Here is a 15,004-nt window from a genome sequence, read left to right as displayed (position 1 = left end):
CCCTCCTCCACCGCGGACCGGGGGGTTCGGACAACGGGTGGCGCTACCACACAGACCTCGGAGGTTGGCTTGCTGCCGATACGACGATACGAACTGAGCGCGGAGGAGGCGGCGGAGGCCTTCGCCCTCGCCGACCGGTGCGTCCGCGAGTACGACTCGGTCGAGGGACCCGACTTCCTCGAACAAGCCGCCGTGGTGGCGGCGGAACTGCCGAAGCCGTTGCAGCGCTTCATGAACCGCGCGCGGCTCGACGACCGGAAGCACGCGGTCCTCATCGCGGGCAACGAAGCGCGCCACGCCCGGCTGGAGGACACCCCGGAGCACTGGAAGCTGGCGGACACCGACGGCAGCCGGGCGCACGGGTTCCTGCTCGCGCTCTACTCCTGCCTCCTGGGTGACCTGATCGGGTGGACATCCCAACAAGACGGCCGGCTCGTCACGGATGTGCTGCCCGTGCGCGGGCTGGAGCAGAGCCTGGTGAGCTCCAGCAGCCACAGGGAACTCGGCTGGCACACGGAGGACGCGTTCTCGCCCTACCGCGCCGACTACGTGGGCCTGCTGTGCCTGCGCACGAGGGGGGACACGGCCACCACGGTGTCCTACGTGGACGTCGGGTCGCTCCCGCCCGACGTCCACCACGTGCTGCGCCAGCCGCGTTTCCGCATCGTGCCCGACCCCTCGCACGCGCTGTCCGCGGACGCCGGGCAGGATCGCGTGCCGTTGCTGCACGGCCACCCCGACGCGCCGACCCTGTGCATCGACCGGGACTTCACCTCCGGCGTCGAGGGCGACGACGAGGCCGAGCGGGCGCTGGCCCACCTCGTCGCCCACCTGGACGAGAACCTCTACGAGGTTCCGCTCGCCGCCGGGGACGTGTGCTTCATCGACAACCGCAACGTCGTCCACGGCCGCCGGCCGTTCCGCCCGCGCTACGACGGCAAGGACCGCTGGCTCAAGCGGGTCAACCTGGTCGCCGACCTGCGTCGGGTCCGACCGGGCAGGCGCACCGCCACGTCGAGGGCGATCGGGTGATCCGGTGGTGAACCTGGGATCGGTGGCGCCGGCCCTGCTGGAGGACTGGTTGCGCGAGCGCTACTTCACCGTGCCGATCGACGTCTCCAGCTCGGGCGTCCGGAACTACTCGCTCGGCGAGCTGTCCGAACTCGTCGGGCTGGACGACGGGGAGCTGTCCCGGACGGTGTTCCGGGACAGCCCCGGCGTCGGCTGCGAAGGGCTGCGGGAAGCCCTGGCGGCCAGGTACGCGCCGGGAGCGGCCGGGCGTGTCATGGTCACGCACGGATCGAGCGAGGCGATCTTCCTGGCCTTGGCGGCGCTGCTGGAACCCGGTGACGAGGTCGTGGTGCTCGCGCCTGCCTACCAGTCGCTGTCCTCGATCGCGGAGGCGCTGGGCGCGACGCTCAAGGTCTGGCGGCTGCGCCCGGAGAACGACTTCCGACCGGACCCGCGCGAGCTGCGCGCGCTCCTGGACGCGCGGACGAAAGCGGTGATCGTCAACTTCCCGCACAACCCGACCGGGACCACGCTCGATCGGCCCGCCTACCGGGAACTGCTGGAGCTGGTCTCGGCGCACGGCTGCCACCTGCTGTGGGACGGGGCCTTCAGCGATCTCGTCTACGACGCCCCGTCGTTGCCGGATCCCACGACGGAGTTGGAGCGCTGCGTGTCTTTCGGCACCCTGTCGAAGGCGTACGGTCTGCCGGGGCTGAGGGTCGGGTGGTGCTTCGCCCCGCCGGAGCTGCTGACCGGGATGGCGCGCATCCGCGATTACCTCACCATCAGCACGTCACCGCTGACGGAGCTGATCGCGACCCGGGTGGTCGAGAACGCGGACCGGGTGATCGGTCCCCTGCTGCGGACGGCGGCCGCGAACCGCGAGGCGTTCCTGACGTGGGTGGCCGAGAACGCCGACATCGTGGCGTGCGCTCCTCCGCAGGGCGGCGTGTCCGCGTTCCCGCAGCTCTTCGGGGTGCCGGCCGTGGACGCGCTGTGCGAGGACCTGGCGGTGGACCGCGGCGTGCTCGTCGTGCCCGGCAGCTGCTTCGGTCACCCCGACCACATCCGCATCGGTTTCGGCGGCGACCGGACCGAGTTCGACGCCGGGCTCACCGCGATCGCGGAGGCGATCCGCGCCGGCGGGGCGAACCGGGTCCGGCGCGTGCGCGACATCCTGTCGCCGGGCTAGCCGCCATCACCCCACAGGAGGGAACCGACATGACACTAGAGAGGAAGTGGCGGTGCTAGCACTCGGCATCAGCGGCCTGGACCGCAGCGCGACGTTCAAGGCCGAAGTCCTGGGACCCGGGCTCACGCGTGAGAGGCGCATCGCCCAGGGTTTCGACTCCGCCGCCGTCCTGGTGGACGAGAACGGCGTGGTGGCCGCGTCCGCACAGGAACGGCACGACGGTGTGAAGGCCACCGGCGCCTTCCCCCGGGACGCCATCGAGGGCTGCCTGCGCATCGCGGGGGTCACCATGGCCGACATCGACGTGGTGGCGCACGGCTTCCGCTACGAGGACTCACCGCTCTGGCAGCTGGACGACAACCTCCGCGGCTGGTACTCGCGGGTCTACGCGCAGGACGTGCAGCGCGAGACGTTCACCGCGTACCACCCGCTCCGGTCGGATCAGGAGTTCCTGCACGTCAAGCACCACTTGGCGCACGCGGCGAGCACCTACTACCCGAGCGGCTTCGAGGACGCGCTGGTGCTGGTCGCGGACGGCATGGGGGAGAGCGAGGCGACCTCCGTCTACACCGGTCGGGGCGGACGACTGGACCTGGTCGACGCCCATTCCGCGCTCAACTCGCTGGGAGTCCTCTACGGGGTGGTCACGCACTACCTCGGCTTCCTCATCAACATGGACGAGTACAAGGTCATGGGGCTCGCGCCGTACGGCGACCGCCGGCGCTACCGGGCGGAGTTCGGCGAGTTCCTCCGGCTGCGCCCCGGCGGCAAGATCGCCGTGCCGCTGCTGAGCGAGAACAAGACGCCGTTCGAGCGGGAGACCCACCAGGGCGTGGTGCGACGACTGGAGGAGGCGCTCGGCCCGGCGCGCCGACCGGGCGACGAGGTCGAGCAGCGCCACATGGACATCGCCGCCACGTTGCAGGACTCGCTCGAACGAGCGCTGCTCCACGTGCTGCGGGAGCACCGGGAGCGGACCGGCCTGCGGAAGCTGTGCATGGCGGGCGGCGTCGCGTTGAACTGCTCGGCCAACGGCGTGGTCCTGCGCGAGGGCCTGTTCGACGAGGTGTTCGTGCAACCGGCGTCGGGTGACGACGGCAGCGCGCTGGGCGCGGCTCTGGCGGCGGTGCGGCGGCGGCACGACCTCAAGCCGGCGCGGATGTCGATGCCGTACTGGGGCGAGTCGTTCCCCGCCGCCGACGTCGAACGCGCGCTCGGGTCGCTCGGCGGCGGGTTCACCCGGGAACGCCTCGACCGCGCCGACCTCGTACGGCGCGCGGTGGACCTGATCCGCGCCGGATCGGTCGTGGCCCTGTTCCAGGGCGCGATGGAGTTCGGGCCCCGGGCGCTGGGCAACCGGAGCATCCTGGCCGACCCCGCGGTGCCGTCGATGCGCGCCCACCTCAACGCCGTGGTGAAGCAGCGGGAGGAGTTCCGCCCGTTCGCACCGGCGGTTCCCGCCGAGGACGCGTCCACCTACTTCGACATCCCGGAGGGGTCGGAGCGGACCTTCCACCACATGCTGTTCGTCGTGCCGGTGCGACGGCGGTACCGGGAGGTGCTGCCCGCCGTGACCCACGTCGACGGCTCGGCGCGGGTGCAGACCGTCGAGCGGGGGCAGTCCCCGCTGTTCTGGGAGCTGCTGCGCGAGACCGGTGACCGCAGCGGCATCCCCGTGTTGGTCAACACCTCGTTCAACCTGAGGGGACAGCCCATCGTGCGCACACCCGAGGAGGCTGTCGCCACGTTCCGGCGGTCGACCCTGGACGCCCTCGTCATCGGCGACTTCCTGGTGCGGCGCGACACGGCGCCGGACGGCGCGCGGGAGGTGTCTGATGCCGGCGCGTGACGACGAGGCGGTGCTCCTGTCGATGTGGCGGGAGCTGCTGGAGGTCGAGGACATCGAGCCGGACGACGACTTCTTCGAGCTCGGCGGCAGTTCCACCCAGGCGGTGGAGCTGGCGCTCCGGCTGCGTCGGGAGTTCGACGTGGACATCCCGACGGACGCCGTCTTCGGGCACCGGACCCCTGCCGCGCAGATCGACCTGGTGGGACGGGTCTCCGACGCCCTACCGCCGCTCACCGCCGCCCAGGAGCGGCTGCTAGTGGCGCAGGGGGTGCACCCCCGCTCGCCCCTGTACTCGGTGCCGGTCCTCTACGAGTTCACCGGCGAAGTCGACCCCGACCGCCTGCGGGACTGCCTCCGGCGGCTGGTCGACCACCACGAGGCGTTGCGGACGCGGTTCACGCCCGAAGGGCTGCGGGTGGTCGAGAAGACCGCAGTGCTGCCCGTCAGGGTGGTGGAGGCCGCGGGCGACGCCGCGTACGCCCTGGTGGACGAGGAGCTGCGGGAACCGGTGCGGCTGGACGAGGCGCCGGCGGCACGGGCGCTCATCGTCCGCGCCGCCGAAGACCGGTGGAAGCTCCTGCTGATCGTGCACCACGCCGTCGCCGACGGTCATTCCCTGGATCTGCTCGACCGGGAGCTGCAACAGCTCTACGGAGCGGGCTCCTCGCCGCCGCCGCCGAGGAACGGCATGGCCGTCCTCCCGCACCGGGACGAGTCGATCGCCTACTGGGAGCGCCAACTGGACGGCGCGAGCGGGAAGCCCTTCCTGCCCAACGACCGCCCGCGACCCGGGGTCGTCGGCGTCGCGGGAGGGGTCTCCTCGGCGCTGCTGGACGAGGCGTCCGACGCGGCGCTGGACGACCTGTCCCGGTCGTCGGGCGCGAGCGCCTTCATGGTGGCGCTGGCCGCGTACATCGCCTTCCTGCGCCGTTGCTCGGGGGACGACGTGGTGGTGGGCGTCCCGGCGGCAGGCCGGACGCCCGCCGACGAATCCACCGTGGGCATGTTCGTCAACATCCTGCCCATCCGGGTCCGGGTCGATCCGCGGGGGACGTTCACCGACCTCGTCTCCTCGGTGCGCCGCGTGGTGGCCGACGCCCTGGCGCATCAGCAGATCGGGTTCCAGCAGATCGCGCGGGACTGGGCCGTGAGCGCCGGCTTCCGGCACCATCCGCTCGTCCAGGCCGCGTTCTCCTACAGCGACGAGTCGGCGTGGACGTGGGCCCCGGAAGGCGCCGAGGCGGTGCGCCGTGTCCTGCCCAACGGGGGCGCGAAGTACGAGTTGCTGTGGACGCTGACCCGTCGACCCGGCGGCACCGCCTCGGAAGTGGAGTACAGCGCCGACCTGTTCTCCCCTGAACGGGCCGAGCACTTCCACACCGGGATCCGCGGGACCCTGGCCGCTCTGCTCGCCGCGCCGGACGAGCCGCTGGGATCCGTGCTCCTCCGGGACGAGCCCCGTCCCCCGCCGGTCGACGGGCCGGGCGAGGGTGTGCACGACCTCGTCGTGGCGACGGCAGCCGAGCGGCCTCGGGCCGTGGCGCTGCGCGACGGTGACGCGGAGCTGACCTACGGCGAACTGGAGGCCGCCTCCGGTCACCTGGCGCGCGAACTGGTGAACAGCGGTGTCGAACCGGGTGATCGGGTCGGGATCGCCGCCGGGCGCGGAGCGGCGGCGGTGGTCGCCCAGCTCGGAGTCCTGCGCGCCGGAGCCGCGTACGTCCCGGTTGACGTGGGGCAGCCGCCCGCTCGCAGCCGGACCGTCCTGGCCGACGCCGGGGTGCGCCTGGTGTTGTTCGGGACGGGTGGGGACGCGCACCTCCCGCCGGGCGTCCCGGCACTGCCGTTGGCGGACCCGGCCGACCTGGCGGCGCGCGGGCCGTTCCGCGGGGAGCTGCCGCGGGTGACGCCGCAGCACGTCGCTTACGTCGTGCACACCTCGGGGTCCACTGGCGTGCCCAAGGGCGTGACCGTGCCGCACGACGCCGTCGCGCGCCTCGTGCCGCGCTCGAACTACGTCCGCATCCAGCCCGACGACGTCGTCGTCCACCTGTCGAACCCCGCGTTCGACGCCGCGACGTTCGAGGTGTGGGGCGCCCTCACCGCCGGGGCGACACTCGTCGTCGTGCCCCGTGACGTGGTGCTGTCGGCCCGCCGCTTCCACGGGTTCCTGCGGTCCCGCGGCGCGACCGTCGCGTTCGTCACGACGGCCTTGTTCAACACGCTGGTGGAACAGGTCCCGGACATCTTCGCGGAACTGCGGGTCCTGCTGTTCGGCGGTGAGCAGCACGCCGTGGAGCCCCTGCGCCGCATGCTGGACGCCGGACCGCCCACCGACTTCCTGCACGTGTACGGGCCAACGGAGAACACGACGTTCAGCACCTACCACCCGGTGACCGCGGCGGACGTCGCGGACGGGCAGGTGCCGATCGGGAAGGCCGTCGAGGACACCTGGCTGCGGGTCCTCGACGACCGGCTGGCGCCCGTGGCGGTCGGGGGGACCGGCGAGCTGTACGTCGGCGGTCGGGGCTTGGCGCACGGGTACCTCGGCGACCCGGCGCGCACCGCCGCCGCGTTCGTCGCGGACCCGTTCTCGGACGTGCCCGGACAGCGGCTGTACCGGACCGGTGACCTCGTGCTGGTCGAACCGGGCGGCAGCGTGGTGTTCCGGGGCCGCCGGGACGCCCAGGTGAAGATCCGCGGCTTCCGGGTCGAGGTCGGCGAGGTCGAGCGGACGCTGCTCCAGTGCCCGGGCGTGACCGACGGCATCGTCCTGGTGCGCGACTCCGGCGCCGGCCGGGAACTCCTCGGCGTGGTGGTCGGGCCGGTGTCGGTCGAGGACGTCCGGGCTCACCTGTCGGAGGTCCTGCCCGAGTACATGGTGCCGACGAGGTGGGCGTCCGTCGGCTCCCTCCCGATGACCCCCAACGGCAAGGTCGACCGGGAGGCGCTGCTCGCGGCTGCCGCGTCCACCACCGCACCGGCCGGCGCGGGCGGTCCGTCGTCCGACCGGGACAACGGCTGGATCGCGCTCGCCCTCGGCGCGATCTGGAAGGAGGTGCTGGAGGTGGACGAGGTCAGCGCCGAGTCGGACTTCTTCCGGCAGGGCGGCGAGTCCATCAAGGTGTTGCGCCTCGTCGGCGCGGTCCACCGGAGGTTCGGCGTGGAACTGGACGTGGTGTCGGTGTTCCGCGAGCCCGTCTTCGCCTCCCTGACCGGGGTCATCGAGGCCAAGCTGGTCGAGGCGGGGGTCTCCGGGTGACCGCGATCGACCGGCCGCGGCGCGTCCCGGAGCTGTTCGCGGAACAGGTGTCCGTCCGACCCGACGCCCCCGCCCTCGTGGACGACTCCGGTACGTGCAGCTACCGGCGGCTGCACGACCTGGTGCGCGAGCGGGCCGCGACCCTGCGGGGGCTCGGGGTCGAGCCGGGTGACCGCGTCGCGCTGGAACTTCCGCGGTCGGGGGAGTACCTGGTCGCGTTGCTGGCGGTGTGGACCCTCGGTGCGGTCGCGGTGCCGCTCGACCCGGACGCGCCCGCGGAGCGGCGGGTCCACCAGATCCGCACGGCGGGCTGCCGAGCGGCCCTCACCGGGGGCGGCGGCGACGGGGTCGCCGTGGACGCCGCCGCCGGGGTCGCGCGCGGCGAGCGGTGGGGCCTCGTCCCGCCGTCCGGCGACGAAGCGGCCTACGTGCTGTTCACATCGGGTTCCTCCGGGCGGCCCAAGGGCGTCCAGGTGGGCCACCGGTCCCTCGCGGGCCTGCTGACCGACTTCGCCGACCGGCTGCCCGCCGGTCCGGGGCACCTGGTGCTCTCGCTGACCACCCCGGTGTTCGACGTCTCGCTGCTGGAGATGCTCCTGCCCCTCGTGACGGGCGGGGCGGTGGCGATGGCGCCGGCGCGCGCCCACTTCGACCTCGAAGGACTGGCGGCGTGGCTGGAGCGCAGGCCAGTGTCGGTGGCGCAGGCGACGCCGACCTGGTGGCGGTTGGCGCTGCCCTTCGTGGGACCGGCGCTGCGCGGAGCCGTCCTGCTCACGGCAGGCGAAGCGCTCTCCACCGACCTGGCGCGCCGGCTCCGGGAGTGCTCCGAGGAGGTGTGGAACCTCTACGGGCCGACCGAGGCCACCATCTACACGACGGCGTGGAAGGTCGTGGACGACATGGCGGATCCGCTGCCGATCGGATTCCCGGTGGCGGGTGCGGCGGTGCGGATCGCCGGTCCGGACGGCGGCGCCGTTCCAACCGGGACCGCGGGGGAGCTGCTGGTCGGGGGGCCCGGCCTCGCGCACGGGTACATCGGTGACCGCGAACTCACGGCGGCGAAGTTCCGGGTCGGCGCCGGCGGCACGACCGAGTACCACACCGGCGACCTGTGCCGGGTGGCTCCGAACGGGGTGTTCGAGTACCTCGGGCGGATGGACAACCAGGTCAAGATCCGGGGCCGGCGCGTCGAGCCGGAGGAGCTGGAGGCCGTCGCGCAGCAGCACCCCGCGGTCGTGAGCGCTGTCGCGCTCGCCCGGGAACGCGGCCACGAGACGGTGCTCGACCTGGTGGTCAAGCTCTCGACGGGTGAACCCACCACCCGTCGGGAGCTGAGGGCCGTGCTGTCCCGCCGGCTCCCCGAGCACATGCTGCCGCGGCACGTCTACGTCGCGGACGACATCCCGCTCACCGCTTCCGGAAAGGTCGACCGGCGCGAGGTGGCCCGCATCCTCGACGGCGGCACCGACCTGTTCCGGCGGCTGACCCGTTGACGACCCCTTCTACGCGGAGATCCCATGCTCGACATCGAACGCGAACTGCTGAACCGGACGTGGTTCCCGGTGGCGCGCCTGGCGGACCTGGAGAACGGGGTCGCCAGGGGCAACATCCTGGGCGTGGAGCTCGTCGTCTACCGGGTGGGCGACGAGGTCACCGTGGCCAGCGCCTTCTGCCCGCACCGGGGCGCCGCCCTGCACATGGGCGACATCGACGAGGGAGGACTGCGGTGCCCTTACCACGGCTGGCTCTTCGCACCGGGTGACGGGCGCTGCGCGCACGTGCCTTCGCTGCCCGCGGGCAGCACCCCGCCCCGCACTTCGCTCACCGTCTACCCGGTCGACGTCGCCTACGGACTGGTGTGGAGTTGCCTGGGCGAACCCCTGTTTCCGCGCCCCGGACTGCCCACCGCGGTGGACGCCGATTGGGCCGTGGCAGCCGGGACGCCGTTCCGGGTGCGGTGCGGGATGCGGCAGCTGACCGAGAACTTCCGGGACAAGGCGCACTTCCCCTTCGTGCACGCGGACTCGATGGGAACGGTGTCGAAGGTGGTGGAGCCGTACCGGGTCGAGCGCGACGGCTGGCAGTTGACGTGGTCGGCTTCCGTGGGACCGGAGTTCGCGGGCCCCGAAGGCCCGGTCGAGGACGACACCTATCGTCTCGACTACCACATCACCCTGCCGATGTTCGCCTCGATCCGCGTGACCGCGCCCAGCGGCGGCAGGAGGTTCGTGGCCCAGTTGGCGACCCCCGTCACGGCGGACGGCGGTGAAGTCGCGCAGTTCTGGCTGGCGGGGCTCGACCCGGTGTCGCTCGCGCAGGGCGCCGACATCGAGGACGCGCTCGACTACGAACGGCAGATCTTCGTCGAGGACCACCCGGTCGTGGAGAACCAGCACCTGCGCGAGGCGCCGCTCGACCTGCACGGCCAGGTCCACACGCCGGCTGACAAGTTCAGCATCGTATTCCGGCGCACCTACCGGGAGCTCCTCGACTTGATCGGCCCGCCGGCGGGCGAGCGGGAGCTGCCGGTCCGCCGGGGAAGCACTGGATGAGCAGGTCGGGCGGCGTGTCGCCCGTTGAGGACGACCTGGTGGCGACCAGTGCTCGCGCGGTGCGGTGCCGAGGCCGCGTCGGTCCGGGCGGCTATGTCGACGTCGGTGCTCGCCGGGTGTGGTGCCCGGCGAGCGGCGGTCGGTGGAGGTGCGCTGACCCTGTGCCTGCCGAAAACGTCGTCCGTTCAGGTCAGGCGGCGTGGTGGTACTCGTCGAGGATTCCGCCCAGCCGCTGTCGTTGGCGGATGTCGAGGTGGGTGAGCGCTGCTTGGTCGGTACGGGTGGTGGTACGGCGCGTAGTGGTCGGGTGTTGTGGATGACCTTGGTGGGGTCGGTGGGTGTTGTAGAACTTCTCGTACTCGCGTAGTGCGTGGAGAAGATGCTGTTGATTCCAGATGAGAGTGCGGTCTCGGATCAGGAACCGTACGTGTCTGCCCTCGTCTGCGAGGTCCATGACGAGGTTCCTGGCGGCTTGGGTGACCCAGGATGCGGTCGGGTGCGCGGTGGCGCCCAGGATCCGGCGGCTGGCGTGCTCGATCACCGCGAGCACGTACAGGCGGGTGCCGCTCAACGTGGAGGTCTCGAAGAAGTCGCAGGCCGGCAGGGCGTCGGCCTGCGTGTGCAGGAAGGCCGACCACGTCGTCGTGGTGCGTTCCGGCGCCGGGTCGATTCCGGCGCCCTGGAGGATCTGCCACACCGAGGATGCGGCGACCTTGATGCCGAGCACGAGGAGTTCGCCGCGCATCAATAGGCGGAGCCGACGAAGTGCGTCGACCGGGAGTCGGTGCGGCAGCGCCGCGAGGAATGCCCAGTCGCCGGGGGAGAACCGCGGACGGGTGTTGCTGATTGGCGTTCCAGGATCGTGAGCTGGTGGCGTAGCGCCAGGATCTCCGTGTCCTTGTCCCGATCGCTCATGGGCAGCAGGCGTAGCAGCGCGAACGCGTTGGTCACACCAAGGTAGCCAGTCGGAGCAGCACAGCCGGTCATCATGCGGTCCTGGTCGATGCCGCGGTGGATGACAGCCGCGTCTGTGAGCGTTTCGAGGTCTTGGACTTGTGCGCCCTCTACCTGGGTGGACGGAGTTATCGGCAAGCACAGCGCGATGATTCCGGCGCCTGCAACCGTTCGGCACATCGCCGCCCGAGTGGACGGCCAACAGGTCGACGAGTACTCGTAACCAACGTTCAACAGTACTTCTCGTAGGACATCGACGCGATGTAGGAAGGCCAGTTGGTCTCGGTCGGTGGTGGCGGGAGTTCCGCGCAGAGCCGACTGGCGGCCCGCTCGCCGTCCAGCTCCCATGCGTGGACGCTCCGGTCCTTGCCGCCGCTGATCAGGGTGTGGCTGTCAGGTGTGAATTCGAGGGTGCGGACGTCACCGAAATGGCCCACCAGTGTCGCCACCCCCACACTCACCGCGGGGTCCCGGATGTCCACGAGTTCGATTCGCCCGGATTCCGTGCCCACCGCCATGAGCGAGTCCTGGCTGATTTTGATTGACTTTATCCCCGCCGGATCGTGGGTCGACGAGGACGCGACGGCCGGGGCCGCCGGGTCGCGCACGTCCCACAGCCGCACCTGGCCGCTCGTTCCACCCGTGGCGAGCATCGTGCCGTCCGGCGTGAAGTCCGCGGCCCAGATCGCCTCGTTCTGCCGTGGGGTCCGCCCCACCTCACGGACCTCGTGCGGATTCGCGACATCCCACAGCGTGATGACGTCGTCCTCCCCCGCGACGGCGAGCAACTCTCGGCTGGTGGTGTGGCCGAGTGCGACCTTCGTGATCCGACCGTCACGCTGCTCGAGCGTCCGACCGGCGATCACCCTGCCGTTCTCGACGAACCAGAGCTTGAGCGCGCCGTCGAATCCTCCGGTGATCAAGGCGTTCCCGTTCGTCGTCAACACTGCGGAGACGATGCCGGTGTGCGGACCGCGGGCCCCGTGCGCGTCCGCGACGGTGTCGAGCAGCTGCGGTCGGGCACGGTCGGTGACGTCCCACGAACGGATCGAGCCGTCCAGGCTCGCCGTGACGAGCGTCGAGTCGTCCGGGCTCCACAGGGTGACGTCGACGTTGTCCTCGTGGCCCTCCAGGATACTCAGCAGGCGCAGCTGACGAGGATCGCGCGCATCCCACAGCCGAACGTCCTTGTCGGCGCCGGAACTGGCCAAGGTGTCGCCCCGGTGGTCGAGTTCCGTCGAGAGCACGGGGTCCGGGTGTGCCGGCGCGAAGGCCGTGGCGTCCCAGGCGCGGAGGGTGGCATCGCCACCCGCGGACACCAGTACCTTCCCGTGCCGGTCGATCGCGGCCGACGTGGTGGCCGAGCCGAATGGGCCCTGCACGGTCAGCAGAATCGGCGCCGTCGAGTCGGAGACATCCCACCAGCGGGTAGAGCCGTCGTGGTTCGTCGTGCCGAGGTGTTCGCGGTCGGGGCTGAAGACGATCGACGACACCCAAGACTGCCCGTCGGTGACCTCGCCGACCTTCGTCGGTGGGTCGAGACGCCACAGCGCGACCCGCCGATCGGCACCACCCGTGCCCAGCAACCGCCCATCCGGGCTGAACGCCATTGACAGGACCCCTTCCGCGGGCGGGCTGAAGGTGTCGACTTCGCGCACGTTCAGGAATTGGTCCATCCGCCACACCGTCACGGTGCGATCGACGCCGGCGGTGACGAAGGTCCGGCCGTCGGGGCTGAACGCCACGCGGATCTCGCCTGTGTGCCGGTCGATGCGGTGCAACTGCCTCGCGTCGTGCGGCAGCAACAGGTCCCACAGAGTGGCCGTGTGGTCGGAGCTGCCGACGAGGAGGAAGCGGCCGTTCAGGCTGAGCGCGACCGAGCTGACCTCTCCGGTCACCTCGATGACATCAACGGCCGTGACGTCGTCGGTCGAGGTGTCCCACAGCACCAAGTCCCCGTCAGCGCCGCCGGTCGCCATGAGGTCGCCGTTGCCGCTGAAGGCCACGGAGCGCACCGCGCCGCTGTGCCGGGAGAGGGTGATCGGGTCGCGTGGCGCACGAAAGTCAGAGACGTCCCAGAGCGTCACAACCCCCTTGACGTCCCCGGTCGCCAGTCTTGTTCCGTCGCGGCCGAATGCGACCGCCTCGATGTCATCGGACTGCTGCAGCCGTGTCCACGTCGGAGATGGGGTTCCGGAGGCGCTCAGCAACCCGCTCAACGCATCCGGCGTCGGGTAGACCTGATAGGCGGCCAGGCTGAGCCGAGCCGCCGCCGCCGCGTCCTGGCCCCGCAGCGAATTCGCTGCTGCTGCGGCCTTGCGTGAATTCGCCATGTCCCGCAAGTCAAAGGCGGTCGTCGCGGCGAAGTAGCCACCGACGCCGATGCCGAGTACCGCCGCCAGTGACAGCGCCACGACCGTGACCAGTCTGCGGGATCGGCGGACCACGCGCCGAGCGTCGTCAGCGCTGGCCTGGATGTACTCCCGTTCGAGGACGCTCAGCCGATCCCGGTCTGTGCTCATCTTCTCCCGCGCAGCAGCGAGCGGAGCGCCGCGCAGCAGCGCGCCGGGATCACGCCCACCGTCGATCCACTGGTCCAGGTTCGCGTTCAGCCGTGCCTGCCACGACCGGAACTCGCGCGCCTCGGCGAGCCACTCGGCGAGCTGGTCCCAGTGCCTTACCAGGGCTTCGTGCGCGATCGAAACGTAGTCGGCGTGGCCAATGCCTCGCCGGATCACCACGAGCCGGGACTTGCTCAGCTCCAAGGCCAGCTTGCCCATCTCCGAATCCAAGCGATCGAGCCGCACCGGAGAGAGGATGTAGCCGCGACCCTCGTCGTCGCGTGGTCGTGCAAGGCGGGTGAACAGCTGCCTGAACCGCCTGGCGTCCGCCGGTGTTGGCATCTGCTCGTAGATCTCCTGGGCGCGTTGCCGCAGCGCGCCCTCGACGCCACCGAGCCGGTCGTAGCCTTCGGTCGTGAGTGGGCCGGGCGGTTCGGCCTCCCACAGTTCGGTCAACATGAACTCGACCAGGGGAAGCTGGGACGGCTGCTCGCCCGCGTCCTGGATGATGCGCTTCACCAGGGCGGGCTCGACATCCCGCCCAGCCTTCAGCGCGGGTTCGCGGATTGCCTCGGCGAGCTGCCCTGCTGTCATCGGCTGTACCAGGAAGCCGCCGTTCTCGACCAACTCCGCGGATCCGGGGAGGTTGTGCAGGTCGGCGGACGAGCGGACGGTGATCACGACACGGACCGCCGGATTCGCGCGGACGTGGTGGGTAAGCAGCCTGAACAGGGTCCGTGCCGCGTCGAGGTCAGAGGCGACGAGCTGCTCGAACTGGTCGACGCACACGACGACTCTGTCGAAGCCGTCCCACGTCGTCTCGGACAGCATGGATTCCAGTCGGGAGTCCTGTGAGTCCGCCACGACGACGAGCGCGCCGGCCTGGCGCAACGCGGTCACCAGACCGGCGCGGACCAGCGACGACTTGCCGCTGCCCGATCCGCCCTCCACCGCGACGAAAACCTGCCTGTTCAGTCTTTCCACCAGCCGCGCGGTCTCCTCCGACCGTCCGAAGAAGTAGTCGGAGTCGCTTTCGGTGAACGCATCCAGGCCCCGATATGGAGAGGGCCGCACGGTGAGCATGGTGCGGAGTACGGCGACCAACCGGTCCATCGCACCGTCAAGCGTGCTCTTATCCGCCCTGATGAACTGGATTTCAGCGAGCGCTGCGATGTCCGATGGCAGCTCGTTGGCGGCGAGCCGTGTGGTTCCGTCGAGCAGGACCGGGAGGATGGCGCGGCCGGCTCTCAACATGAAGCGGATCTCGCGGCGTACCCAGTCCTCCGAGTTGTCGATCTTGCGTAGACCGTTTGAGGACCGGGCGAGCCAGTTCGGGCCGATGACCGCGACGAGCACCTCACTGCGGTCAAGCGCCTCGTTCAGGCGATCGACGAACGGAGAGCCTATGTCGATGGACTTCGAGGCGAAGAAGACATCGCCCTCGACGAATCGGCTTTTCAGCCCTTTGGCAATCGCCACGGCCGCCCAGTCGCCATCACCGGTGCGGTAGTTGACGAAGATGCCGCCCATCGTCCCCCCGGGTCGTGTGGTGCTTCCGCAAGTCTGACGGTCGCGATTCAGTGACGCCAGGTACCGTTCGAGTGAACCTCGACGTCGATCGCC

The 15,004-nt window shown here is 70.8% G+C and carries 9 protein-coding genes; 6 read left to right on the top strand and 3 right to left on the bottom strand.

What is annotated here, in order from left to right:
* Positions 1-69 precede the first annotated feature (69 nt).
* Genes AB0F89_RS31685 through AB0F89_RS31660 form a run of 6 tightly spaced genes read left to right on the top strand, consistent with a single transcriptional unit; the run spans position 70 to position 9,866 of the window.
* Positions 70-1,032 carry a TauD/TfdA family dioxygenase gene (locus AB0F89_RS31685; protein ID WP_367129331.1) on the top strand — a complete coding sequence of 321 codons (963 nt, stop codon included), beginning with the start codon at positions 70-72 and terminating at the stop codon, positions 1,030-1,032.
* A 4-nt stretch (positions 1,033-1,036) separates the two neighbouring features.
* On the top strand, positions 1,037-2,203 hold the full coding sequence (vioD, locus tag AB0F89_RS31680) for a capreomycidine synthase (RefSeq protein ID WP_367129330.1): 1,167 nt from the start codon (positions 1,037-1,039) through the stop codon (positions 2,201-2,203).
* A gap of 52 nt (positions 2,204-2,255) precedes the next feature.
* Complete coding sequence (locus AB0F89_RS31675; protein ID WP_367129329.1) at positions 2,256-4,052, top strand: carbamoyltransferase; 1,797 nt, start codon at positions 2,256-2,258, stop codon at positions 4,050-4,052.
* The gene (locus tag AB0F89_RS31670) at positions 4,039-7,314 is read left to right on the top strand and encodes an amino acid adenylation domain-containing protein (protein WP_367129328.1); all 3,276 of its coding nucleotides are present in this window, start codon (positions 4,039-4,041) and stop codon (positions 7,312-7,314) included. The genes AB0F89_RS31675 and AB0F89_RS31670 overlap by 14 nt, the downstream gene beginning before the upstream one ends.
* Positions 7,311-8,807: an amino acid adenylation domain-containing protein gene (locus tag AB0F89_RS31665; RefSeq protein ID WP_367129327.1), complete on the top strand. Its 1,497-nt coding sequence runs from the start codon at positions 7,311-7,313 to the stop codon at positions 8,805-8,807. Before AB0F89_RS31670 ends, AB0F89_RS31665 begins: the two co-directional genes overlap by 4 nt.
* A gap of 24 nt (positions 8,808-8,831) precedes the next feature.
* Positions 8,832-9,866: a Rieske 2Fe-2S domain-containing protein gene (locus AB0F89_RS31660; RefSeq protein WP_367129326.1), complete on the top strand. Its 1,035-nt coding sequence runs from the start codon at positions 8,832-8,834 to the stop codon at positions 9,864-9,866.
* Between the two features lie 190 nt (positions 9,867-10,056).
* Here AB0F89_RS31660 and AB0F89_RS31655 read toward each other — a convergent pair whose 3' ends face one another.
* The 3 genes from AB0F89_RS31655 to AB0F89_RS31645 are packed head-to-tail and all read right to left on the bottom strand — an operon-like array spanning position 10,057 to position 14,911.
* Positions 10,057-10,611, bottom strand: a complete 555-nt coding sequence (locus AB0F89_RS31655) for an IS481 family transposase (protein WP_367129325.1) — start codon at positions 10,609-10,611, stop codon at positions 10,057-10,059.
* On the bottom strand, positions 10,611-11,054 hold the full coding sequence (locus AB0F89_RS31650; protein ID WP_367129324.1) for a hypothetical protein: 444 nt from the start codon (positions 11,052-11,054) through the stop codon (positions 10,611-10,613). Before AB0F89_RS31650 ends, AB0F89_RS31655 begins: the two co-directional genes overlap by 1 nt.
* The gene (locus AB0F89_RS31645; RefSeq protein WP_367129323.1) at positions 11,051-14,911 is read right to left on the bottom strand and encodes a toll/interleukin-1 receptor domain-containing protein; all 3,861 of its coding nucleotides are present in this window, start codon (positions 14,909-14,911) and stop codon (positions 11,051-11,053) included. Before AB0F89_RS31645 ends, AB0F89_RS31650 begins: the two co-directional genes overlap by 4 nt.
* Positions 14,912-15,004: the final 93 nt, after the last annotated feature.

The organism is Saccharothrix sp. HUAS TT1 (assembly GCF_040744945.1).
Classification (GTDB): Bacteria; Actinomycetota; Actinomycetes; order Mycobacteriales; family Pseudonocardiaceae; genus Actinosynnema.
The sequence above is the reverse complement of the archived record's forward strand: the minus strand, read 5'-3'. Positions and strand labels throughout refer to the sequence as shown.

Excerpts from the sequence above, each read along its gene's own strand:
- AB0F89_RS31670 (WP_367129328.1), top strand. The coding sequence starts at position 4,039 with ATGCCGGCGCGTGACGACGAGGCGGTGCTCCTGTCGATGTGGCGGGAG.
- AB0F89_RS31660 (WP_367129326.1), top strand. The coding sequence starts at position 8,832 with ATGCTCGACATCGAACGCGAACTGCTGAACCGGACGTGGTTCCCGGTG.
- AB0F89_RS31655 (WP_367129325.1), bottom strand. The coding sequence starts at position 10,611 with ATGCGCGGCGAACTCCTCGTGCTCGGCATCAAGGTCGCCGCATCCTCG.
- AB0F89_RS31645 (WP_367129323.1), bottom strand. The coding sequence starts at position 14,911 with ATGGGCGGCATCTTCGTCAACTACCGCACCGGTGATGGCGACTGGGCG.